The organism is Pseudoalteromonas sp. CO325X, assembly GCF_004208955.1.
In the GTDB taxonomy this organism is placed as follows: Bacteria; Pseudomonadota; Gammaproteobacteria; order Enterobacterales; family Alteromonadaceae; genus Pseudoalteromonas; species Pseudoalteromonas ruthenica.
This window is the reverse complement of record NZ_SGPG01000001.1, coordinates 138,608-160,888: the sequence shown is the minus strand read 5'-3', so window position 1 is coordinate 160,888 and position 22,281 is coordinate 138,608. Positions and strand designations below refer to the sequence as shown.

The window sequence follows — 22,281 nt, the reverse complement described above, 5'->3', positions numbered from 1 at the left end:
CCGATGTTTGTATTCACAACTTACCTATACAGGCGCTTGTTACTGGGGCTCAGTTTTTTAGCCTTAGTGGTACTAGCGCCTGCTTCATTGGCAAAGGACAGCCAATTCGATGAAGTGCTTTTTCACATCAACAACTACTACGTTGAGGAAGTGGACCGCGACAAGTTAGACCAACATGTACTCAGCAGTTTATTACAAGAGCTTGACCCATATAGCGAGTTCCTTGATGAGCAAGAGTTAAAACGATTATTCGATGTCACCAATGGCCAATACAAGGGCTTGGGTATCGAGGTAGAACAGCGTGATAAACATGTAGTGGTGATCTCCGCTCTACCCAACTCACCCGCTCGGGCCGCTGGCTTACAGCGTGGTGATGTTATCGTGTCTATCAATGGCACTAAGGTGAATAACACTACCTTAGAAGAAGTCTCTGCTCTGATCAGCAGTCGTGAAGATGGGCAAGTGCATTTAGCCGTTGCTCGCGCAGGCCACTCACAACGCCTCGACTTTCAGCTTACCCGTCAGCCTATCCACATTGAAAGCGTCGCCAGTGAGCTCAAGGCCAATGGCATGGGCTACTTACGTATTAATAGCTTCAATAATCATAGTTTTCATGATGTCGCGCGTCACATCACCATGATGCAAAACGCCAACGGCGCCACACTCAACGGTTTGCTCATTGACCTGCGTGATAACCCAGGCGGTACCCTCGACAGTGCCATTGCCATTGCCGATTTATTTTTGTCTCAAGGTGTTATTGTCTCCACTCGAGGTCGCTTTGTGGAGGCTAATCAACGCTTTGAAGCAAAAGCTGGGGACATAATTCAAGGCGCCCCCATGGTCGTGCTGATCAATGAGGGCTCAGCTTCCGCTGCAGAAATTGTTGCCGGCGCGCTCAAGGATAATGACCGGGCAACCGTGGTAGGGACTCGCTCCTATGGTAAAGGGTCGGTGCAGTCATTGATCCCCTTAGGCGATGGCCGCAGTGCTTTGAAGCTGACCACAGCGAAGTACTATACCCCGTCTGGCGTGTCCATCGAGGGGACTGGCATCGTACCTGATGTGCCGATATTGCAACCTGCCCTTTCGCAATCAAATAAAGAGGTTATAATCAGCTTAGCTGAGGGGCAAAGTGCGCATAAAAACTTAACCGCACTGCTTGATAAACAATTACTAAAAGCTCAGCAACTATTAGAACAATAAAAACGCAGGCTCGGCTTTAAGCACGGGCCTGCACACTAATCATCAACAAAGATAAAAACACATTGTGCGCTTTTTAATATGGACTACGTTGTGTGTGCTGGTGCTCTTATCACCAGTACATGCGAAGCAAATCGCTATTGTCATTGATGACATAGGCTATCATCGTAATGACATGGCTGCCTTGCACTTGCCTGGCGCTGTAACTTACTCGGTGCTCCCTTTTACTCCTTACGCCACTCACTTTGCTCAACAGGCAGGGGCCTTAGATAAAGAGGTGCTTTTGCATGCCCCCATGCAAGCTATAAACGGTAAAGCGTTAGGGCCAGGGGGGCTGACAATGGATATGTCAAAAGAAGCTTTCCAACACGAGCTACGCAAGGCATTAGCCAGCCTACCCAATGCGCGCGGCGTCAATAATCACATGGGCTCGCTGCTAACACAGCAAAATGCGCCGATGAGCTGGACTATGGAAGTGCTAAAAGAGCAGGATTTGTTTTTTCTCGACAGTAAAACAACTCCCAATTCAAAAGCGCAAACAATTGCAGGGCTATACGGTGTCAGCAATATTGCTCGCCATGTTTTTCTCGATAATATCACCACCGAGCAGCAACTACGTTATCGTTTTGAGCAGCTAAAGACTCTCGCCGATAAGTATGACTACGCAGTTGCAATTGCTCACCCCTACCCCGAAACGTTTGCGTTTTTGCAACAGGCATTGCAAGAGCTCGAGGGCGAAGGTTTCCAACTTGTGCCTTTATCTCAGCTAGTGCAGCAGCGCACAATTCGACTTGCTCAGGCCGATAAAAAAAGTGTAACCGAGGAAGAGTAGAACCCTCTAAAACAATCATAGGTGGCATGGCTGCTGATGACTGGGCTCTGGTGCCGACAAACCACCTCCTCCGTATTCAGCACCTGCCCAAGTGCTTGTTCTATGAACATAAAATTAATCTGTATCTTTTACACAAACAGTGAAAGCTTTTCTTTTCCCTTAGTCCACAAAAAACAACAAATCCATTAAAATCAACACTTTAAAAGTTGGCATGGACTTAGCAACGTATATTCCGAAACGCAAATCTATGGAGGGTACATTATGTTAGGTTGGTCAATTGCATTTTTAGTTATCGCTTTGGTCGCAGCACTTTTAGGTTTCGGTGGCATTGCTGGCGCAGCCGCTGGCATCGCTAAAATTATTTTCTTTGTGTTCTTGGTACTGCTGGTTATCTCCCTTGTTGCTGGCGCCATTCGTGGTAAAGCGCCAAGGTAGTTATTAATTTTACAGCACAAGCGGTCACAGGCGGGATGAAACCCGCGACCGCAACCAAAACACGTTTTTTGAATCCAGATTTAAAGAGTTAATATTCAAGGAGAGTTCTATGTTTAATCATTCAGCAACAAAAGCATTTATCGCTACATTATTTGCCGCAGTATTCGCTATGGGCTGTGAAGACAGTGGCGGTGCCGAAGAGGCAGGTGAAAAGATTGATGAGGCGATCACAGACACTCAAAACGCGGTCGAAGACGCGTGTGAGAATGTTAAAGAAAACGCCGGTGCAGAAGAAACAAACTGCTAATACAGGCTTATCTTCAAACAAAAAACCCGCGAAGTTCGCGGGTTTTTTTACGTCTCTAATTATTTAAAACTGACTGTTGGCCGCTGCAACCACATTGTCTACGGTGAAGCCAAAGTGCTTAAACAATTCGCCCGCTGGCGCTGATTCACCAAAGCTAGTCATGCCGATAACTTTGCCATTCAAACCAACATACTTGTACCAGAAGTCGGCAATGCCTGCCTCTACGGCGACACGGCGAGTCACACTGCTGGGTAGGACACTTTCTTTGTACTGTGCGTCTTGTTGATCGAACAAGTCCGTTGATGGCATAGACACCACGCGTACCTGACGACCTTGAGCGCGAAGCTCAGAAGCTGCGTCCATAGCAAGTTGTACTTCCGAGCCTGTGGCAATCAGGATAACTTCTGGTTCGCCATCACAGGTTAATACATACCCACCTTTTTTCACATCAGCAAGTTGCTGCGCATCGCGTGCTTGCTGAGCAAGACCTTGACGCGTAAAGACCAGCGACGTTGGTCCGTCTTTGCGCTCTATCGCTTGCTGCCACGCAATGGCTGACTCAACTTGGTCACATGGGCGCCAATTAACTAGATTCGGCGTGTAACGCAGGCTCGCCATCTGTTCAACCGGCTGGTGAGTCGGTCCATCTTCACCCAAACCGATGGAATCGTGGGTGTAAACGAAAATGCTAGGCGTCTTCATGAGTGCAGCCATGCGCACCGCATTACGCGCATACTCCATAAACATTAAAAAGGTTGCGCCGTAAGGAATGAAACCTTTGTGCAAGGCAATACCATTCATAATGGCGGACATGCCAAATTCACGCACCCCATAGAAAATATAGTTACCTGACGCGTCGTCTTTACTAAGGCCTTTTGAACCACTCCAAATCGTTAAGTTCGACCCTGCCAAGTCGGCTGAGCCGCCCATAAACTCAGGTAGCATTGGGCCAAAGGTATTTAAGGCATTTTGCGATGCCTTACGTGTTGCAGGGCTATCAGGGTTTGCTTGTAACTGCTCAATATAGGCTTGTGACTTCTCGGCCCAATCAGCAGGCATTTCACCATTTTGGCGACGTTCAAACTCCGCAGCAAGCTCAGGGTATGCCGCCTTGTATGCCGCAAACTTATCCTGCCAACTCTGCTCTGCTTGCGTGCCCTTCTCTTTAGCATCCCACTGTTGATAGATATCATCAGGAATCGCAAAGGCGTCATGAGACCAACCCAAGAACTCGCGCGCAGCTTTAATTTCATCATCACCCAACGGCGCACCGTGGCAATCGTGGCTTCCTGATTTATTCGGAGAGCCGTAACCAATCACTGTTTTACAACAGATAAGCGTTGGCTTGTCACCTTGGGCGCGGCCTTCATCAATAGCAGCGCGAATAGCCTCGCTATCGTGACCATCAACATTACGCACCACGTGCCAGCCGTAAGACTCAAAACGCGCGGGAGTGTCGTCACTAAACCAGCCTTCAACCTCACCATCAATAGAAATACCATTGTCGTCCCAAAACGCAATCAACTTACCAAGGCCTAGAGTTCCTGCAAGCGAACACGCCTCGTGAGAAATTCCTTCCATCAAGCAGCCGTCGCCCATAAAAGCGTAAGTGTAGTGATCAACAATTTCATGGTCAGCGCGATTAAATTGAGCAGCAAGGGCTTTCTCCGCGATTGCCATGCCTACCGCATTGGTGATCCCCTGTCCAAGTGGGCCCGTAGTGGTCTCAATACCCGGAGCATAACCGTATTCAGGGTGGCCCGGAGTTTTTGAATGAAGCTGACGGAAGTTTTTAATTTCCTCAATAGGAAGATCATAGCCGCTTAAGTGTAAAAGCGAATAAATCAGCATTGAACCGTGGCCATTTGAGAGAATAAATCGGTCACGGTCAGCCCAGTTAGGGTTGCTCGGGTTATGCTTAAGATAATCGCGCCACAGTACTTCGGCGATATCGGCCATGCCCATCGGGGCACCCGGATGACCTGATTTAGCTTGTTGAACCGCGTCCATGGAAAGCACGCGAATGGCGTTTGCAAGTTCTTTGCGTGATGGCATGAATTCTCCTACCTTTAAATGTATTTGCGCTGGGGCTTCACTCGCGCTCATGCTGGCGCGGGTAAAGAATAAGACGAAAGCCCATTCTTACTTATTCATCTGCCCCCTGCAATTAAAAATTGGGCATCGAACGAGTAACTTTAGAATTACTCATAACGAATAAAAATACTGATAACTAAAAGAGTACAAAAACACCAAGCAATAAAGGTCAAAAGACCGCTATACAATCAATTTTATTTAGACGTCTAGGCGTAAAAAGCTAGGAAATCACCTGTGATTTAGCTAGAATACGCGCCTTAATTTATGCTGCGCTCAACCCAGTGGCTGGTATGATCTTGGGAAGCGCGATACTTGTGAGCAGAAACTTATGGCAAAACATTTATTTACTTCTGAGTCTGTGTCTGAAGGACACCCGGATAAAATCGCTGACCAAATTTCTGATGCGGTACTCGATGCTATTTTGGCGCAAGATCCCCATGCCCGTGTAGCCTGCGAAACCTATGTGAAGACCGGTATGGTGATGGTCGGTGGTGAAGTCACAACCAGTGCTTGGGTCGACATTGAAGAGTTAACGCGCAAAACCGTGCGTGAAATCGGCTACACCCATTCCGATATGGGCTTCGATGCCGACTCATGTGCAATTCTAAACACCATTGGTAAGCAGTCTCCTGATATTAATCAAGGTGTTGACCGCGCTCGTCCAGAAGAGCAAGGTGCAGGTGACCAAGGCTTGATGTTTGGTTATGCCTGTAATGAAACCGACGTGCTCATGCCAGCACCCATTACCTATTCACACCGCTTGGTACAACGCCAAGCCGAAGTGCGCAAAAATGGCGAATTACCCTGGTTACGCCCAGACGCCAAGTCACAGGTGACCTTTGCTTATGAGAATGGCAAGGCCGTTGGTATCGATGCCGTCGTGCTGTCAACGCAACACTGCGATTCTATTGCGCAAGATGACTTGGTTGAAGCGGTCATGGAGACCATTATCAAACCAACGCTACCGGCAGAGCTTATTACCGATGCGACTAAGTTCTTCATTAACCCCACAGGACGCTTCGTGATCGGTGGCCCGATGGGGGATTGCGGCTTAACTGGTCGTAAAATCATCGTTGATACTTATGGCGGTATGGCACGTCACGGTGGTGGCGCATTCTCAGGTAAAGATCCATCGAAAGTGGACCGTTCTGCCGCTTACGCAGCACGTTACGTTGCCAAAAATATAGTCGCGGCTGGCCTGGCCGATAAATGCGAAATCCAAGTGTCTTATGCCATTGGCGTTGCCGAGCCAACCTCCATCAGTGTTGAAACCTTTGGCACCGGCAAATTAGACGAAACGCGTTTAATCGAACTGATCCGCAAGCATTTCGACTTACGTCCTTATGGTCTCATTCAAATGCTTGATTTAGAACGTCCGATTTATCAGCCTACAGCGGCTTACGGCCACTTTGGTCGCAATGAATTCCCATGGGAAGCGACCGATAAAGCACAGGCACTTAAAGCCGACGCTGGATTATAAGTGAATGACCTATAAGTTAATTGAAAAGCGCCTATATGGCGCTTTTTTTATAGCTATAACCCCACTCTCGGCAGTTAATCCTCGCCGCAATCGCCGGCACTGATTGGCGCGACTTGCAGAGCCTGTACTGCTGCTAACTGACTTTTCAAGCTCATCATAGTTTTAGATACACTTTTCAACGATACTTTATTACTGAGCCAGCGTGGAAGCTTACCACCTGGGTCGGCAAAAACCTGATAGCGGATAAGTAAGCCGTCGTCTTGCTGCGTCATTCGCCAGTTAGCAGTCAAGGTTGTGATGCGTACCCTATCACTTTTACGAGCGATATTTGGGTTATAGGCATGCACCCGTAACTCAGTGGTATAGTTATTGACACGCTGATAGCAACTTTGTGTATAGAGCTCCCTATCAGCAACGGGCCAAGGCGAATTAATCACCGTGTATACGCGGTTGCGATTACCTTGCGAGTGCAAAAGACGAACTTCTTGTACTGCATGCAACCACTGCGATGCTTGTTGGGTGTTATACAGTAGCGTCAGTAACTGAGCTGTGCGGGCGTCGGCAACGAAAAGCTCAGCATAAATATGGTAGATACCATCTTTACTGACGGTATAGACCACTTTCAAATCAGGGAGGTTTTTATAATTCCGCCAAGGTTGGATTTCAGCCCCAGCTGCAAAGCTGAGGCTAAGTAGGCTAATCGCGCCAATAAGGTTGAACATCACGAGTCGCTTCTCGGCTTTGCTCCATGGCACTCAACAGACTATCGGTTTTTTGCGTCAACCAAGCCTGAATTTTGATGAATTGCTCGCTCTCATTACCTTGGCACAGCTGACCGAGGTAATCGAGGGTGAATAATTCAAAAGTGCCGTGCACAATATCTAGCCATGGCGCCCGAAAGCTCATGCGCAAAGACTCATCAAACAATGCGCCCAAACAACAGCCACTTAAAAGATTGCGTTCCAAGCGCTGCTTAAGCTGTAAGTACTGCTCGCTGGCTAGCGGCTGTTGAGGCTCAACGAGCTCTTTCATTTCCTGCCAATCATAGTCGAGTAGCCGTGCCGCCAGATCATGAATTGGCTGTTCACCAGCCTGAAGTTGCGCTTGCCCCCATGATTGTCGCCACCCTCGCTCGGTCAACCAGATTGTTAAATCTAACAACAGCAGGTTATAGCGTGTGCTAGTGAATATAGCCTGGACATCGTCAATACTTGGTTGGATGGATTTTAGATCGCCTATCACCTGAGTCAGCTCTGGTGCTGCATTGATTTTCTTATAATAAGCATGCTTTTTCGAGGTAAAGGTCTTCAGTTGAATCGCCGTCTCGACCCAACTTAATTCGCTCAGTAACCACTTAAGTTCGCCGCGCAGACGCTCGGTCGCTTGTTTTTCAACGATATCGCTGAATAACCACAAACTATGGCGAATAAGACTGACACCATCGGTTACCCGTTTCAGTGTTTTAAGGGTCGGCTTTTGGAAATAACATTGTTCGTGTTTTTGTACAAAAGCAATGCCATAACTCAAGCACTTCTCCAGTGCCCGCTCTTGGCTGTCATCGTTGCTCAGCGGCACAAGGCCAATCTCTTTACTGGCTTTGAGCGGCTGGTCGTCCGCCAGCCGATAACCTCGAGCTGCCTTTGAGTAATAACCCATGCGTAGAGGCAGGTTATCGATTAATTTTTCAGCTAGGGAAAACAGCTCACTGCGTTCCCCCTTTACTAATTCAATCTCAAGTTCGCAAATCGGCTCTACATTGGCGTTGGCCGATACCTCCCCCTTATCCAGCACCACTTCAATTTCAGTCCCTGCTTGGGTTTCAACTAACCAAGTGCGACGAATAAAGTTAGTACTAAATAGCGGATAGAGATTGTCGGCTAACGCGTCCACTTGCACCCCATGAGGCCAAATACTGGCATCAAAGTCGTGCAGCTCTGGACGATTTCCGTCAATAGGCAAATTGTACTCTGGACGCTGGTGCAGCCCACCCACGTTCTCACCTGCAAGCTTAATGGTTTGCTCACAAATGCCGTCACAACAGCGAGTACGAAGACCAATATCTAATGCTCTAAGCTCTCGGCTCGGGGTGTCGAAATAAGCATTTTGCAGGTTGCGTGCGGGTTTATTTTTTACGGTTTTTGCAAACTGGGTAATGAGTGCGGGTATGGACGGTATCACCGCCTCGGAAACTAAAAACTTAAGCTCTATCTCAGTGTCCATGCGCTATAGGAAGACCAATGAAATCGTCAAAAGCACAACATAAACAAAGCCGCCTACGAATGCAAACATTTTGCCATTTGGCCGTGCTATTTTGCCCCTTTACTCGCGTCGGTGAGTTACAAAATCACCCTTGCCAATCATTGCGCCAACCCATACTATGCTGGGATTGGAGAAATTATTTACGTAAAACAAGGTTAAGTTGGATGGTCAAACACGCCTGTGTCGCGCTTGCTTTTATGCTCAGCGCATTGTTCACCACCGCAGCAAACGCGGAACAAGGCACCGCCTATATCAGTGATGAACTGTATATTTTTATGCACTCTGGAGCAGGTAAAAACTACCGCATTTTAGGTTCGGTTGATGCGGGCACGCCAGTGACACTGGTGAGCGGTGAAGAAAATAACGGCTTTCTCGAGATAATCGATGATAAACAGCGCCAAGGCTGGGTTGAAACTAAGTTCATCAACCAAGATAAAAGTTTAAAGATTCAATATCAGGAACTTGGTGAGCAGCTGGCACAAACTCAACAGGCGTTGCGCAATGCCCAAGCACAGCTTCCCGAGCTACAAACGCTGAATCGCGACTTGCAGGAGCAAGCCCAGCAGTTGCAAGCTCAGCTAGATCAAGCGATTGCCGAGCGCGACGCGCTTAATGCTAAACAACAAGGCTTAAAAGCCAAAGAAAAGCGACAGTTACTCACCTACGGTGGGGCAATTGCATTTATTGGTCTATTCTTAGGAATAATCCTCACCGTTATTTTGTCGCGCCGCAAGCGCTATGACGGATGGGCATAATCATTATTTTCAATTTGCATTGAGCCAAAAAGAGCACCTAGGTGCTCTTTTTTTTGCCAGCCGCTAATAGTGCTATTCGTAAACTCTATATTACAGCTTATGTTTGCATGCTCAGGGCGTTCACAGCTCGATACTGAGCCCGGTATCTTCTTTTACTTTTTCAATCACCATATACGTATGATGCGTACCGACCCCAGGAATATCCACTAAATCTCCCAGTACTTGGCGGTATTCGTTCATATCACTGACCCGCACCTTGAGTAAGTAGTCGTAGCCTCCAGCAACCATATCGCACTCCACTACTTGTGGTGTATTGAGGATATGCTCTTTAAAAGTTTTAAATACCGAGGTATTAGATGTCACTAACGACACCTGCACATGGGCCAATAAACTTTGGTTTAATTTTTGCTCACTGAGCTTAGCATGATAGCCTTCAATAAAGCCTTCTGATTCGAGCCGTTTTACACGGTCGAGGCAAGGGCTAGGACTGAGGTTAACTTGCTTAGCTAAATTGACGTTAGAGATCCGACCATTGCGTTGTAAAACGTCGAGAATAGCGAGATCAATTCGGTCTAAGGTGCGAGGTTTAGCTGTTAAAGACATAGCAGCATTTTATACGGACAACGAAGAAATATGCCCTGTAAATTATCGTATTTCGAAAAATTAAACCAGCATATTCTGCGGCATTTTCATTAGAATGCCCGCGAATATGTATTCATATTGAGTGCAATCTCACCTTCGCGTTTTAGCAGCGGGGTGACCTACACTGTAGTAATTGTCGTAACCGAGGCCCCACCATCTCACCTTGTGGTGTGGGTACAGTTGCTATTTTTAGACTCCATGATTTTGAGGGTTGCTTATGTTATTTGAAGGCAATTTGATTACTGAATGCCCTATCCGCCAGAAGATCCGTGACTTCTATCGCATTGATGAAAATGAAGTCATTGATCATATTTTACCACTGGCTGAAGTAGGCGTTACGGCACGCAGTCGCGCTTGGGAGCGCGCACGACAAATGGTATTGAATATCCGCAAGGACCAAGATGGTCAAAACGGTATTGATGCCCTGTTAAATGAGTTCTCCCTGTCGACTGAGGAAGGGGTGGTGTTAATGTGTTTGGCCGAAGCGCTATTGCGAGTGCCAGACAAAGAAACACAGGATAATTTAATTCGCGATAAGCTCGCTAATGGCGACTGGAGTTCGCACTTAGGCAGCAGTGAGTCGCTATTTGTTAATGCCTCATCGTGGGGCTTGTTGGTCACCGGAAAAATGGTGAACTACACCGACAAAAACAAAGAAGAACAGTTTGGCCTGCTAAAACGCACCATGGGCCGCCTTGGCGAACCGGTGATCCGTAAAGCAGTGAACTATGCCATGAAGATCATGGGCAAGCAGTTCGTTATGGGACAAACCATTGATGAAGCTATTGAGCGCGCCGAAGAGACCGAGCGCAAAGGCTATGTTTACTCATACGACATGCTAGGCGAAGGCGCCCGCACTATGGCGGATGCTGATCGCTACTACGACAGCTACGTCAATGCAATTAATGCCATTGGTAAAGCGGCCAATGGTCGCGGCCCAGTAAAAAGCCCCGGCATTTCCGTTAAATTATCAGCAATTCATCCACGCTACGAGTTCACCCACCGTGAACGCGTTATGTCAGAGATTGTGCCCAAGCTCAAAGAGCTTGCACTGTTGGCGAAAAAATACGATATCGGCCTTACCGTTGACGCCGAAGAAGCCGACCGCCTAGATATTTCTCTTGATGTAATCGAAGCGGTATACAGCGATCCTGATTTAGGTGACTGGCAAGGTTTTGGTCTGGCGGTACAAGCCTATCAAAAACGCGCTATTTTTGTTTGTGAGTGGCTTACAGAACTTGCTCGTCGTGTAGGTCGTAAACTGATGGTGCGTTTGGTTAAAGGCGCATACTGGGACACCGAGATTAAAACCACACAGCAAGATGGTTTAGAGCACTTCCCGGTCTTCACCCGTAAAGCCACCACCGATGTGTCGTACAAAGCCTGTGCCATCAAACTAATGGAAGCACGTGATGCGCTATTCCCACAGTTTGCCACTCACAATGCTTACACTGCAGCGACCATTTTAGAAGTCGCGAAAGGTGACCATCACGGCTTTGAATTCCAGCGCTTACACGGTATGGGTGAATCTCTTTACGACCAAATTGTACTCAAAGAAAAGATTCAATGTCGTGTGTATGCGCCAGTGGGCCAACATGAAGATTTGCTTGCTTACTTGGTACGTCGCCTGCTTGAAAACGGCGCCAACTCCTCATTTGTAAATGCCATTGTTGATACTAAGCAACCGGTAGAAGCACTGCTGCCAGATCCGGTAGAGACCCTGCAAGGTCTGCGTAATAAATACAACAAGCAGATCAAATTACCTATCGAGCTTTATGGTAGTGAACGCGCCAATTCAAAAGGCTTAGACCTGACTGATATCAATGCCATCACGCCGCTAAAAGAAAACCTTGATACCTGGTTTGAAGAACATCGTATTAGCGACGATCAGGTTGCTGAGGGTAATTTAGCAGTGCGTAACCCTGCTAATCACAAGGAAATCATCGGCCAATTGCATTTGCAAAGTGGCGAAGAGATGAAGACCTTATTGGAAAATGCCGAAAAAGAGTTTATCTCTTGGTCAGCAACGCCAGTAAAAGAGCGCGCAGACTTATTGCGTCGTGTCGGCGATATCCTTGAGCGCCACCATGATGAGCTGGTTGCCTTGTGTATAAAAGAAGCTGGGAAAGTGACCCAAGATGGCATCGATGAAGTCCGTGAAGCCGTGGATTTCTGCCGCTACTATGCAGCACGCGCCGAAGAACTCGCCGAGGACGAGCGTTTCGAGGCACGTGGTGTGATCCTCTGTATTAGCCCATGGAACTTCCCACTGGCTATTTTCCTTGGCCAAGTTGCAGCGGCTATCGTTACTGGTAATACCGTGATTGCCAAGCCTGCAGAGCAAACCAGTCTTATCGCTTTGCGCGCCATTGAACTGATGCATTCCGTCGGCTTGCCACAACATGTGGTGCAGCCAGTGATTGCTCGCGGTAGCGAAGTGGGTGAACATATTGTTCCTGATGAGCGCATCCAGGCCGTGATGTTCACAGGTTCCACAGAAACAGGCACGCTGATTTCCCGCACTTTAGCGGCTCGTAACGACATTCAAGTGCCCTTGATTGCCGAAACGGGCGGTCAAAACTGTATGATTGTCGATTCGACGGCGCTGCCGGAACAGGTTGTTGATGATGTCATCAAGTCTGGCTTTCAAAGTGCAGGTCAACGCTGTTCAGCATTGCGTGTGTTATTTATTCAAGAAGATGTTGCCGATGGCATGATTGAGATGCTCAAAGGCGCATTGGCCGAGTTGCATGTGGGCGACCCTGCCTACCTGTCTACCGACATCGGGCCGGTGATTGATGAAAAAGCACTGAAAACCCTCAACGATCATGTTGAGTACCTCAAAGGCAATGCGACCTTGCATTATGAATGTGCGATTCCTAATAACAGCGAGAACGGCGCGTACTTCTTTGCACCGCGACTGTATGAAATCAAAGATTTATCGGTGCTCAAGCGCGAAGTGTTTGGCCCTATCGTGCATATTGTTCGCTACAAAGCCAGTGAGTTGGACGATGTGATCGATCAAATCAATGGTACCGGCTATGGCCTGACCATGGGTGTGCACTCTCGTATTGAAGAGCGCTGCCAGTATGTCGCTCGTCAATCTCGTGCCGGTAACGTATACGTTAACCGCAATATGATTGGCGCTATCGTTGGTGTGCAACCTTTTGGTGGCCGAGGCCTGTCTGGCACCGGACCAAAAGCCGGTGGCCCTAACTACCTATTGCGCTTGGTCAAAGAGAAGGCCTCGCCTGATAACGTGCAAATGACTGATTTGCCACCTGATGAGCGTGACCTTCACCATTACTCCGGCGCCAGCGAAAAGGTTGAGGAGCTGATGAGTAATTCATTGCGCGATGAGAAGATTTGGCGCACCACCGCGTTGAATGATCGTGTTTCGGCATTGCGTCAGTTACTGGCGAAGTTGGCGACGGTAGAGATCCTCGATGAGCTAGCCGATGACTTGGCAATGACCTTGAGCGATGCCAGAGCACAAATCAACCGTATCGAAAAGCGGATGAAACGCCACAAAGAGCTACCAGGACCAACAGGGGAATCAAACACCCTGCATCTCGAACCTCGTGGCTGTGTCGTGTGTTATGCCGATAAGAGCACGTCCTTTAATTTCTGGGCTATCTCTATCATCACCGCATTAGCGGCCGGTAACACAGTGATCACTGTGGCCTCAGAACTGTTCTATGAAGAAGCGCAAGCATTCAGAGATAAGTTTGTTGCCACCGGCGTTGCCGAAGGCGTGTTGCAAGTAGCAAAACCTAATCAGCTACAGGCGATTTTGGCTCACCATCACCTAGCCGGTGCCGTAGTGGCCGCACGCTCATCGCGTTTAGGTTACTTCGCGCAGCAACTCGCGGGCCGTAAAGGCGCTATCCTGCCAGTGATCAGTGCCGAGTACTACGACACACTGATTAATCGTCTACTGACCGAAAAAACGATCAGTATTGATACCACCGCATCAGGGGGCAACACGTCACTGATGACGCTCGTGGAAGACGACGAATAGTATAACTAAGCTATTGATTAAAAAGGCGCCGTCGGCGCTTTTTTCTTGCCTGCAGCAGTAATTGTTGCTACCTAGCAAGGGGAAACTTTGCTATGTTTTAAGGAAGAGTTCATAAAGCGGTAAATCAATGCACGATACCATCCCCATCAATCAGCTTAAGCCCGGTATGTTTGTTGTTCAGGTCAGCAAGCAATCAGGCTCTGTGAAAATAAAAAATCAGGGCTGGGTAAAAACGCAAACGGCGATTGATAAGTTAAAAAAAGTGGGTGTGCAGGAAGTCATTATCGATCCTGACAAGACGCTACAACGCAAAAAACCAAGCAAAGAAGCACAACCAACACCCACTTCAACGGAGTCTGCAAAGCCGCAGAGCAGCGATCCTTGGGCGAGCAGTGTAAGCGTTGAAAGCGAACTTAACAAAGCACAACGCCTATACAGCGAAGCTAAACAGTTACAAAGCAAAGCTTTTAAAGATATTAAAGCGGGCCGCAAGATTGATGTGGGACCCTTTAAAGACGTAGCCAAAGGCTTTATGGATTCGGTGTTTCGCAATCAAGATGCGCTGGCCTGTCTTACTCGTTTACGGGAAAAAGATGCCTACTTGATGGAGCACTCTATTAATGTCTCCATCTTGATGACTATTTTCGCCAAACATTTGCGCCTCGATACTGACACCATTCATGAGTTAGCCACTGGTGCTCTACTGCACGACATTGGCAAAATAAAAATCCCCGATGAGATTTTACATAAACCGGGACGCTTAACTGAGCAAGAGTTCGCGGTCATAAAAGACCACGCCCGCTTCAGTAAAGAAATCTTAGAACAGTCAGGCCTAACCGGCATTGCCGTCGATATTGCCGGGTTTCACCATGAGCGCATTGACGGCACTGGTTACCCTTTCGGTAAAAAAGCAGAGGAGATCAGCCAGTATGTGCGTATGGCATCAATCGTCGACGTTTACGATGCGCTAACCGCCGAGCGCGTTTATAAAGAAGGCATGACCCCAATTCAGGCATTTAAAATTCTCAAAGATGGCGTCCCCAATAGCTTTGATGGTGAGTTATTAAACCGCTTTATCCAATGCATTGGCGTGCACCCCGTAGGCACCTTGGTGAAGCTCACCAATCATAAGGTGGGAGTGGTGTCGCGCAGCAACCCTAATGACCCTCTCAAACCTCAGGTCAAAACCTTCTACAACGCTAAACATGCCCACTACACTCAGGTTGAGGATATAGATTTAACCCGTGCTCGGGCCAACGAAGAGCTCGAAGCAGCTGTTAAACCTGAGCTTTTCAACATCGACCTGATGCGTTTTTTCAAGCACTCGCTGATGCCTTAAAAAGAACTATACAGGGTGCTGAGCGGTATTGTTGAAAAAGTTACAGCGCCCTGTGCAACTTGTTCCCATTTTCTTCCCTTCTAAAAACGAAAACAACGCTGAAAGCCAAGCAATACCTGCTGACTTTGTGATGGTCCCTATTTTGCTACCAACTCATTATTCACTCTACTTTTGAAATGAGCAATAAGGATGGCAAATGGCTGAATCATTTAAATACCAAGGCAATAAAGGCAGTGGTGGCGAGCTTCACCAAAAAGCATCAGATAAGCACCCAACGATGACCACAGCTCAAGGCTGCCCGGTAAGTGATAATCAAAACTCACTGACCGCTGCTAAGCGTGGCCCAGGGCTACTAGAAGATCATGTGCTACGTGAGAAACTATTTCACTTTGATCATGAGCGTATCCCTGAACGAGTGGTGCATGCTCGTGGTTACGGTGCGCACGGTTACTTCGAGACGTATGAATCACTCTCGCAATTAACCTGTGCTGATTTATTTCAACGTAAAGGTGAGAAGACCCCAGTTTTTGCTCGCTTTTCAACCGTGGCTGGCAATAAAGGCTCACCTGATTTAGCGCGTGATGTTCGTGGCTTTGCAGTAAAATTCTATACCCAAGAAGGTAATTGGGATTTAGTGGGAAATAACATTCCGGTATTTTTCATTCAAGACGCAATGAAATTCCCAGACCTCATTCATAGCGCTAAGGCAGAGCCGGACAGAGGGTTTCCGCAGGCACAAACGGCTCATGACAACTTTTGGGATTTTATCAGTCTTACGCCGGAGTCCATGCACATGGTTATGTGGGCCATGTCGGACCGCGCTATCCCCCGTTCACTGCGCTTTATGGAAGGTTTTGGCGTGCATACCTTTAAGTTTATCAATGCCGAGGGAGAGGAAAACTACGTTAAATTTCATTGGAAACCAAAACAGGGGGTGCAATCAGTGGTTTGGAACGAAGCACTGAAGCTGAACGGCGCAGATCCCGACTATCATCGTCGTGATATGTGGGAATCGATTGCCAAAGGCGACTACCCCGAGTGGGAACTAGGGGTTCAGGTGTTCAGCCAAGAGTTTGCTGATCAGTTCGAGTTTGATGTGCTCGATGCCACCAAGCTTATTCCCGAGGAGCAAGTGCCGGTGCAAATAGTTGGCCGCATGGTACTCAACCGCGCCGTTGATAACTTTTTTGCAGAAACAGAACAAGTTGCTTTTTGTACACAAAATATTGTCCCGGGATTAGATTTTACTCCGGACCCATTGTTACAGGGGCGCAATTTTTCGTATCTAGATACGCAAACTAAGCGCTTAGGGGGTCCTAATTTTACTCATATCCCAGTAAACGCCCCAAAATGCCCAATGGCTCACTTTCACCAAGATGGTCATATGGCCATGCACAACCCCAAAGGCCGCATAAACTATGAGCCGAACTCTTGGCAAGAGCATGAGCATAATCCTCGAGAGTGTCCAACAACAGGATATAAAAGTGCCTCAGAGCATACAGACGGCGATAAACTTCGTTATCGTTCAGAGACCTTTGCCGATCACTATAGTCAAGCAAGGCAGTTTTACCTCAGTCAAACGCCGATAGAGCAAGCTCATATTCACTATGCTCTGGTATTCGAGCTATCTAAAGTAGAGCACCTTGCCATTCGTGAACGCGTGGTCTCGCACTTACTTAATATTGATACCACCTTAGCCAATGAGGTCGCCGATGGTCTACGTCTGCAAACTATGCCGGAGCCTGCACAAGCAGCTATGCCCACTCGAGATGATTTACCTACATCAGATGCATTGAGTATTTTGAAAAATACTGCGAACACTTTTGCTGGCCGAAAACTAGGGGTTCTAATCAGTGATGGTTTCGATTTAACACTATTTAAAGCGCTGACTACTGCATTAGACAACGAGGGCGCACGCTATGAAGTGATAGCAGCGCAGGTCGGAGGCGCAAAATCAAGCTGCGGCCATCATCAACAGGCTGATCAAGTTATCAACGGCGGGCCTTCTGTACTGTATGACGCAATAGCCGTGTTAACTACCGAAGAAGGTGCTGAAAAGTTAGCTGACATTGCTGAGGCCAAGGACTTTATTAGTGATGCTCACGCGCACATGAAGTTTATCGGTTATACCGAGCATGTCTCGCCTTTAATCTCTGCTGCTGGCCTTGGACAAAGCAAAGACGAGGGCTGGATAAACCTAGGCTCGACTGATATTGCACAATTTGTCGAGCAGCTACGTCAGTTACGTTTTTGGCAGCGCTAAAATCCACTAGGGGAAGTGTTACGCACTTCCCCTTAATAGCTTAGCGCTACGGCCAATCTTGCATCGCTTCGAGGCTAAATTCATAGTTATCAATGCTCAAAATGCTCTGCTCTGGGGTAATTTCCACGACCCGTAGACGACCCACAGAATCGCCTTCATACAGTTCGTAACCATTGATTTTTATCCACCGTTTGCTTTGCTCTGTGGCATAAATATGAGCTTGATAAACAAGTTTAGGAATACGGTTCTGTATGGTCTCAGGCAATAGCTCTATCGGATCTGCCATTGAGCTGGCGCGACTTGCGGTGGTGACTGAGTCATCGGTTTCCATATTTTCAGTGGCTGCCACGGCATCGGCAAATGCGCGTTTTAAATCATCAGATACCCCAGCTAATTGAGCATCATTTTGTTGCTCATAGGTGCGCTCAGCACCGCTGTCATTTTGATTGCTCAAGCCATTGTTGTAGGCGTTATTCATTTGCTTAGACTGTGGATAAGCATGGGTCTGTGCCATGGGCTGCCCAACCACCCTATATTGCCCTTGGTTTGCTGCTTGCGTATTCATGTTAGCCTGATAGTGAGGCTGCATTTGCATAGCGGTATTAGCCTGTGTTGGCACCCATTGCATGTAAGCCCCAGGTGCTGAATAAGGTTGAGCCATTTGCGGCATAACATACACAGGAACCATTTGTTGATAAGGGTTCACTTGCCCTGGCATTTGCAATGCTTGCATATTGACTTGTCCCGGGGACGTTGCCACATTTGCCTCGCTATCCGAGGCTGTAGTAGACGCTTGCTCAGTCGCGTCTGAGCGTTGTGCAGGCGATTCCGTCGCCGCTTTCGCTTGCTTGTTTGGGTGCTCCTGAGGCTGCGTGTGTAACTGCCATTGCTTACCGACAAAATACCCGATGGCTAAGGTAATCAATACAATAACAACTAACAGCAAAGACCAGGTTAAACGTCGATAAAAACGCAGCGCCTGTTGCTGCTCAAGGCCTTCGCCGGGAAGCTGTGCACCGGGATTTTGTGATTGTTTGAGTGCATCTAATAACAGTGACATAAATAGTTGCCTTAAATGATGTAAGATAAGCCAATGCCCAGGGCAAATAGCATCATAATGCCACCGAGGGTGAAAATAAATCGCCAATACCGACCTTGTTGGCGAGGCAGAGATTGCTCTGTTTCAGGCAAGGCTTCACGCGCAGCTTGCACAATAATACGCTTATTAATGTGATTCACCTGCGCCGAATACGCTCCTAATAAAGCTCGTTCACACAACAAGTTAATCAGCCTAGGGATCCCCCCTGTAAGTTGATGCACGTACTTTACTGCACCTTTGTCGAACAAGGTATGTCGGCCCCCTGCTACCTTTAAACGGTGTTTTATATATGCATCCACCTGAGTCAAAGCTAACGGCAATAAGTGATAGCGCGCGGTAATGCGCTGCGCAAGTTGGCGCAATTCATTGCGACGCAATAGAGTTTGTAGCTCGGGTTGACCCACAAGGATAATTTGCAGCAATTTTTTGTGGTTTGTTTCCAAGTTAGTCAGTAATCGCAATTGCTCTAACACTTGTGGAGCAAGATGTTGCGCTTCATCAATGATCAACATGGTATGACGCCCTTGCTGGTGATTATCCAGTAAGCGCGCTTTAATTAAGTCCGTCAGCACCTTCAGGGTGGCTTTTTCTGGGTCATACGAAATAGCCAACTCATCACAAATACTCGCCAGTAATTCCAGCTCAGATAAGGTTGGGTTAAGAATAAACGCAACCTGTGTAGAGTCTGGCACTTGCTCTAACATACAACGAGTGACGGTGGTTTTCCCCGTGCCCACTTCACCAGTCAGCAATACAAACCCGCCTGACTCCCCAAGCCCGTGCGTTAAGTGGGCAAGCGCCTCTTTATGGCGTTCACTCAAATACAAGTATTCTGGATTCGGCGCAATAGAGAACGGCTTTTCGCTTAAGCCAAAATAGTCTTGATACACAAACAAGGTCCTTTGAGTTTGTCGCCCAGGTTAACTGCGCCGAGCAATCGCTGCGCACAGTCGTTTTTATTATCGCGCCTATAATGACAAAAAAACGCCAGCGAGAAAACTCTGATACAATCATCACCATTAATAACAGCACAATAACGGAATGGGCATGCAAACCTACCTTGTCGGCGGCGCAGTACGAGATAAATTATTAGGCCGCAAAGTCAAAGAGTACGATTATGTTGTGGTCGGTGCAACGGTAGAGCAAATGAAGACGCTGGGCTTCACTCAAGTAGGTAAGGACTTTCCCGTTTTTTTGCACCCCAAAACCAAGGATGAGCATGCTCTGGCACGCACAGAGCGTAAGCAGGGACAAGGGTACACCGGGTTTATTTGCGACTTTACGCCAGACATCACACTAGAGCAGGACTTAGCGCGACGCGATTTAACGGTCAATGCCATTGCTGAAGATGCTGAAGGTCAACTGATTGACCCTTATCATGGCCAGAAGGACCTTGAGCAACGCATATTACGTCATGTCAGCCCCGCCTTTAGTGAAGACCCGCTGCGAGTGCTTCGAGTCGCACGCTTTCGCGCTCGTTACCATGAATTGGGCTTCACGATTGCTGATGAAACACTAACGCTAATGCGAAAGATAGCCGCCAGTGGCGAACTTGCAAGCTTAACACCAGAGCGCGTTTGGTTAGAATGGCATAAAGCTCTGGAAGACGGCTATATCGACTGCTTCGTTGATGCGTTGTATCGGGCACAAGCTTTAACTGAATTATGCCCTGCACTCGCCACTCGCTGGCCTGAGCAGCACACTTGGCTAACCCCGCGTATTGATTACGCACGCCAGCAAAACTTAGCGGCTACTGTCCATTTCGCACTACTCATGTGTGCGTTCAGTCACGATGAACGCGCAGCTTTTTTCCAACATTTTCGCGTTCCTAATCAATTTATTCACAGCGCTCAATTGTTGGCCCAACATCATCAGACACTGGCCCATTACGATGCCGAGATACTGCTGGAGCTATTTAATGCCATTGATTTATGGCGCCGCCCAGAGCACCTCAATCAATTACTAATAAGTTACGATGCCTACACCTTAGGCCAGTTTGATACTCAGCATCAAATACGCCAAGCCGCGCATCATGCTCAACAAGTCAGTGCCCAAACCTATATCCAACAAGGGATCAGTGGCGCTGCAATTAAAACGGCTTTGCAGCAGGGGCGATTAGCAGCTATCGCTCAAGCGCTTGTGACTACTTAAATTGCTTCGCGGCCAATACAGTAATAATTAAAGCCATGGCGTTGCATTTGTTGTGGCTCATAAAGGTTTCGACCATCGAAAATTAAGGGAGATTTCATCCGAGCATGCAATTCGGTAAAGTCAGGGGCCCTAAAGGCTTCCCACTCGGTACAAATAATCAGCGCATCGGCTCCCTCTAAAGCCTGTTCTTTAGTTGAACATATATGAACATCACCCCGGCTCTCATAAAGTTCAGCTATAGTAGCCGCTGCTTGAGGATCATAACCTTGGACAGAAGCTCCCTTAGCGAGTAGCTCGCTAATAGTCACTAGGCTGGGGGCTTCTCGAATATCATCGGTATTAGGTTTAAACGCTAACCCCCATACAGCAAATGTTTTACCGCTCACATCACCGCCAAAGTGATGCATCACCTTGGTGACCAAGCTGTGCTTTTGCCGAGTATTCACGCCCTTAACAGCAGTTAAAAGGCAGTTATCGAGCTGATATTCTTCAGCCATCGCCAGCATCGCATCTATATCTTTGGGAAAGCAGCTGCCACCATAACCTATACCTGGGTAAATAAAGTGATAACCAATTCGAGGATCAGCGCCGATCCCTTGACGCACGCGCTCTATATCAGCTCCTAGGTGCTCAGCCATGTTAGCGACTTCATTAATAAAAGAGATTTTAGTTGCCAGCATGCAGTTTGCTGCATACTTTGTAAGTTCCGCGCTGCGCCGATCCATTGTTAAAATCTTATCCCGTTGACGACAAAAAGGCGCATAAAGCTCTCGTAAGCAAGCCAATGTTTGTTCACTTTGAGCACCAATAATAATACGGTCTGGACTACGACAATCAGCGACAGCCGCTCCCTCTTTCAAAAATTCGGGGTTGGAGGCTACATCTGCTGTTAAATGACTGTGCATACGACTTTCAAGGCAAGAATAGATACGCGCTGCGACTTTATCTGCAGTGCCAACGGGCACAGTCGATTTGTTAACTACGACCTTGTCATTTTGCATTAACGAGCCTATGGCATCTGCAACTGCAAACACAGCACTTAAATCTGCACTACCATCTTCATTACTTGGGGTACCGACAGCAATAAAAAGAATATCAGCAAAGTTGACCCCTTGCTCAGCACAAGAGGTAAAGGATAAACGCTGTTGCGCTTGGTTAACACTAACCAACTCTGTAAGCCCAGGCTCAAAAATAGGTATTTGGTTGCGCTGCAGCTGAGCGATACGTTGCTGGTTTACATCGACACAGCACACTTGATGACCCGCCTGAGCAAACACAGCTGCTTGCACTAAGCCGACATAACCAGAACCAAAAATAGTCACCTTCATAATACCGCCCTCTTTTTCCTAGCGGTATTACCATGCGATGTGATTATGACACGGCCATTGCTAACGCATGGCAGTG

17 protein-coding genes are annotated in these 22,281 nt (G+C 47.7%); 10 read left to right on the top strand and 7 right to left on the bottom strand.

Annotation, left to right across the window (positions count from 1 at the left end; translation table 11 throughout):
- Window positions 1–3: 3 nt before the first annotated feature.
- The 4 genes from EXT46_RS00775 (at window position 4) to EXT46_RS00760 (ending at window position 2,774) form a co-directional block, all read left to right on the top strand.
- Window positions 4–1,203, top strand: a complete 1,200-nt coding sequence (locus EXT46_RS00775) for a S41 family peptidase (protein WP_130144606.1) — start codon at window positions 4–6, stop codon at window positions 1,201–1,203.
- A gap of 64 nt (window positions 1,204–1,267) precedes the next feature.
- Complete coding sequence (locus tag EXT46_RS00770) at window positions 1,268–2,032, top strand: divergent polysaccharide deacetylase family protein (RefSeq protein WP_051034422.1); 765 nt, start codon at window positions 1,268–1,270, stop codon at window positions 2,030–2,032.
- 261 nt (window positions 2,033–2,293) lie between these two features.
- The gene (locus EXT46_RS00765) at window positions 2,294–2,467 is read left to right on the top strand and encodes a DUF1328 family protein (RefSeq protein ID WP_022943376.1); all 174 of its coding nucleotides are present in this window, start codon (window positions 2,294–2,296) and stop codon (window positions 2,465–2,467) included.
- Window positions 2,468–2,576: 109 nt separating this feature from the next.
- Complete coding sequence (locus tag EXT46_RS00760) at window positions 2,577–2,774, top strand: hypothetical protein (protein WP_022943375.1); 198 nt, start codon at window positions 2,577–2,579, stop codon at window positions 2,772–2,774.
- A 63-nt stretch (window positions 2,775–2,837) separates the two neighbouring features.
- Here the strand turns inward: EXT46_RS00760 and tkt are convergent, their stop codons facing one another.
- The gene (tkt, locus tag EXT46_RS00755; protein WP_130144604.1) at window positions 2,838–4,829 is read right to left on the bottom strand and encodes a transketolase; all 1,992 of its coding nucleotides are present in this window, start codon (window positions 4,827–4,829) and stop codon (window positions 2,838–2,840) included.
- A gap of 367 nt (window positions 4,830–5,196) precedes the next feature.
- Here tkt and metK point away from each other — a divergent pair, with 367 nt between their 5' ends.
- Window positions 5,197–6,348 carry a methionine adenosyltransferase gene (gene metK, locus EXT46_RS00750; RefSeq protein ID WP_022943373.1) on the top strand — a complete coding sequence of 384 codons (1,152 nt, stop codon included), beginning with the start codon at window positions 5,197–5,199 and terminating at the stop codon, window positions 6,346–6,348.
- A gap of 74 nt (window positions 6,349–6,422) precedes the next feature.
- Here metK and EXT46_RS00745 read toward each other — a convergent pair whose 3' ends face one another.
- Complete coding sequence (locus EXT46_RS00745) at window positions 6,423–7,070, bottom strand: START domain-containing protein (protein WP_130144602.1); 648 nt, start codon at window positions 7,068–7,070, stop codon at window positions 6,423–6,425.
- Window positions 7,045–8,568: a CYTH and CHAD domain-containing protein gene (locus EXT46_RS00740; RefSeq protein WP_022943371.1), complete on the bottom strand. Its 1,524-nt coding sequence runs from the start codon at window positions 8,566–8,568 to the stop codon at window positions 7,045–7,047. Before EXT46_RS00740 ends, EXT46_RS00745 begins: the two co-directional genes overlap by 26 nt.
- Before the next feature lie 17 nt (window positions 8,569–8,585).
- Here EXT46_RS00740 and EXT46_RS00735 point away from each other — a divergent pair, with 17 nt between their 5' ends.
- Window positions 8,586–9,362: a TIGR04211 family SH3 domain-containing protein gene (locus EXT46_RS00735; protein WP_240701063.1), complete on the top strand. Its 777-nt coding sequence runs from the start codon at window positions 8,586–8,588 to the stop codon at window positions 9,360–9,362.
- A 120-nt stretch (window positions 9,363–9,482) separates the two neighbouring features.
- Here the strand turns inward: EXT46_RS00735 and EXT46_RS00730 are convergent, their stop codons facing one another.
- Window positions 9,483–9,965, bottom strand: coding sequence for a winged helix-turn-helix transcriptional regulator (locus EXT46_RS00730; protein ID WP_022943369.1), 483 nt, complete (start codon window positions 9,963–9,965; stop codon window positions 9,483–9,485).
- A 256-nt stretch (window positions 9,966–10,221) separates the two neighbouring features.
- Between EXT46_RS00730 and putA the strand changes: the two genes are divergently transcribed.
- From putA to EXT46_RS00715, 3 genes are all read left to right on the top strand, one after another.
- Window positions 10,222–14,025 carry a bifunctional proline dehydrogenase/L-glutamate gamma-semialdehyde dehydrogenase PutA gene (gene putA, locus EXT46_RS00725; protein ID WP_130144600.1) on the top strand — a complete coding sequence of 1,268 codons (3,804 nt, stop codon included), beginning with the start codon at window positions 10,222–10,224 and terminating at the stop codon, window positions 14,023–14,025.
- 127 nt (window positions 14,026–14,152) lie between these two features.
- The gene (locus tag EXT46_RS00720; protein ID WP_130144598.1) at window positions 14,153–15,364 is read left to right on the top strand and encodes an HD-GYP domain-containing protein; all 1,212 of its coding nucleotides are present in this window, start codon (window positions 14,153–14,155) and stop codon (window positions 15,362–15,364) included.
- 196 nt (window positions 15,365–15,560) lie between these two features.
- Window positions 15,561–17,627: a catalase gene (locus EXT46_RS00715; RefSeq protein WP_130144596.1), complete on the top strand. Its 2,067-nt coding sequence runs from the start codon at window positions 15,561–15,563 to the stop codon at window positions 17,625–17,627.
- Window positions 17,628–17,673: 46 nt separating this feature from the next.
- Here EXT46_RS00715 and EXT46_RS00710 read toward each other — a convergent pair whose 3' ends face one another.
- On the bottom strand, window positions 17,674–18,687 hold the full coding sequence (locus EXT46_RS00710; RefSeq protein ID WP_130144594.1) for a general secretion pathway protein GspB: 1,014 nt from the start codon (window positions 18,685–18,687) through the stop codon (window positions 17,674–17,676).
- An 11-nt stretch (window positions 18,688–18,698) separates the two neighbouring features.
- Window positions 18,699–19,616, bottom strand: coding sequence for an AAA family ATPase (locus EXT46_RS00705; RefSeq protein WP_130144592.1), 918 nt, complete (start codon window positions 19,614–19,616; stop codon window positions 18,699–18,701).
- Window positions 19,617–19,773: 157 nt separating this feature from the next.
- Between EXT46_RS00705 and EXT46_RS00700 the strand changes: the two genes are divergently transcribed.
- A complete protein-coding gene (locus tag EXT46_RS00700; protein WP_130144590.1) occupies window positions 19,774–20,877 on the top strand; it encodes a tRNA nucleotidyltransferase in 1,104 nt (367 codons plus the stop codon).
- Here the strand turns inward: EXT46_RS00700 and EXT46_RS00695 are convergent.
- Complete coding sequence (locus tag EXT46_RS00695; protein ID WP_130144588.1) at window positions 20,874–22,205, bottom strand: UDP-glucose/GDP-mannose dehydrogenase family protein; 1,332 nt, start codon at window positions 22,203–22,205, stop codon at window positions 20,874–20,876. The genes EXT46_RS00700 and EXT46_RS00695 overlap by 4 nt on opposite strands.
- Window positions 22,206–22,281 lie beyond the last annotated feature (76 nt).

Excerpts from the sequence above, each read along its gene's own strand:
- EXT46_RS00775 (WP_130144606.1), top strand. The coding sequence starts at position 4 with ATGTTTGTATTCACAACTTACCTATACAGGCGCTTGTTACTGGGGCTC.
- EXT46_RS00765 (WP_022943376.1), top strand. The coding sequence starts at position 2,294 with ATGTTAGGTTGGTCAATTGCATTTTTAGTTATCGCTTTGGTCGCAGCA.
- EXT46_RS00760 (WP_022943375.1), top strand. The coding sequence starts at position 2,577 with ATGTTTAATCATTCAGCAACAAAAGCATTTATCGCTACATTATTTGCC.
- tkt (WP_130144604.1), bottom strand. The coding sequence starts at position 4,829 with ATGCCATCACGCAAAGAACTTGCAAACGCCATTCGCGTGCTTTCCATG.
- metK (WP_022943373.1), top strand. The coding sequence starts at position 5,197 with ATGGCAAAACATTTATTTACTTCTGAGTCTGTGTCTGAAGGACACCCG.
- EXT46_RS00745 (WP_130144602.1), bottom strand. The coding sequence starts at position 7,070 with ATGTTCAACCTTATTGGCGCGATTAGCCTACTTAGCCTCAGCTTTGCA.
- EXT46_RS00740 (WP_022943371.1), bottom strand. The coding sequence starts at position 8,568 with ATGGACACTGAGATAGAGCTTAAGTTTTTAGTTTCCGAGGCGGTGATA.
- EXT46_RS00735 (WP_240701063.1), top strand. The coding sequence starts at position 8,586 with ATGAAATCGTCAAAAGCACAACATAAACAAAGCCGCCTACGAATGCAA.
- EXT46_RS00730 (WP_022943369.1), bottom strand. The coding sequence starts at position 9,965 with ATGTCTTTAACAGCTAAACCTCGCACCTTAGACCGAATTGATCTCGCT.
- putA (WP_130144600.1), top strand. The coding sequence starts at position 10,222 with ATGTTATTTGAAGGCAATTTGATTACTGAATGCCCTATCCGCCAGAAG.
- EXT46_RS00720 (WP_130144598.1), top strand. The coding sequence starts at position 14,153 with ATGCACGATACCATCCCCATCAATCAGCTTAAGCCCGGTATGTTTGTT.
- EXT46_RS00715 (WP_130144596.1), top strand. The coding sequence starts at position 15,561 with ATGGCTGAATCATTTAAATACCAAGGCAATAAAGGCAGTGGTGGCGAG.
- EXT46_RS00710 (WP_130144594.1), bottom strand. The coding sequence starts at position 18,687 with ATGTCACTGTTATTAGATGCACTCAAACAATCACAAAATCCCGGTGCA.
- EXT46_RS00700 (WP_130144590.1), top strand. The coding sequence starts at position 19,774 with ATGCAAACCTACCTTGTCGGCGGCGCAGTACGAGATAAATTATTAGGC.
- EXT46_RS00695 (WP_130144588.1), bottom strand. The coding sequence starts at position 22,205 with ATGAAGGTGACTATTTTTGGTTCTGGTTATGTCGGCTTAGTGCAAGCA.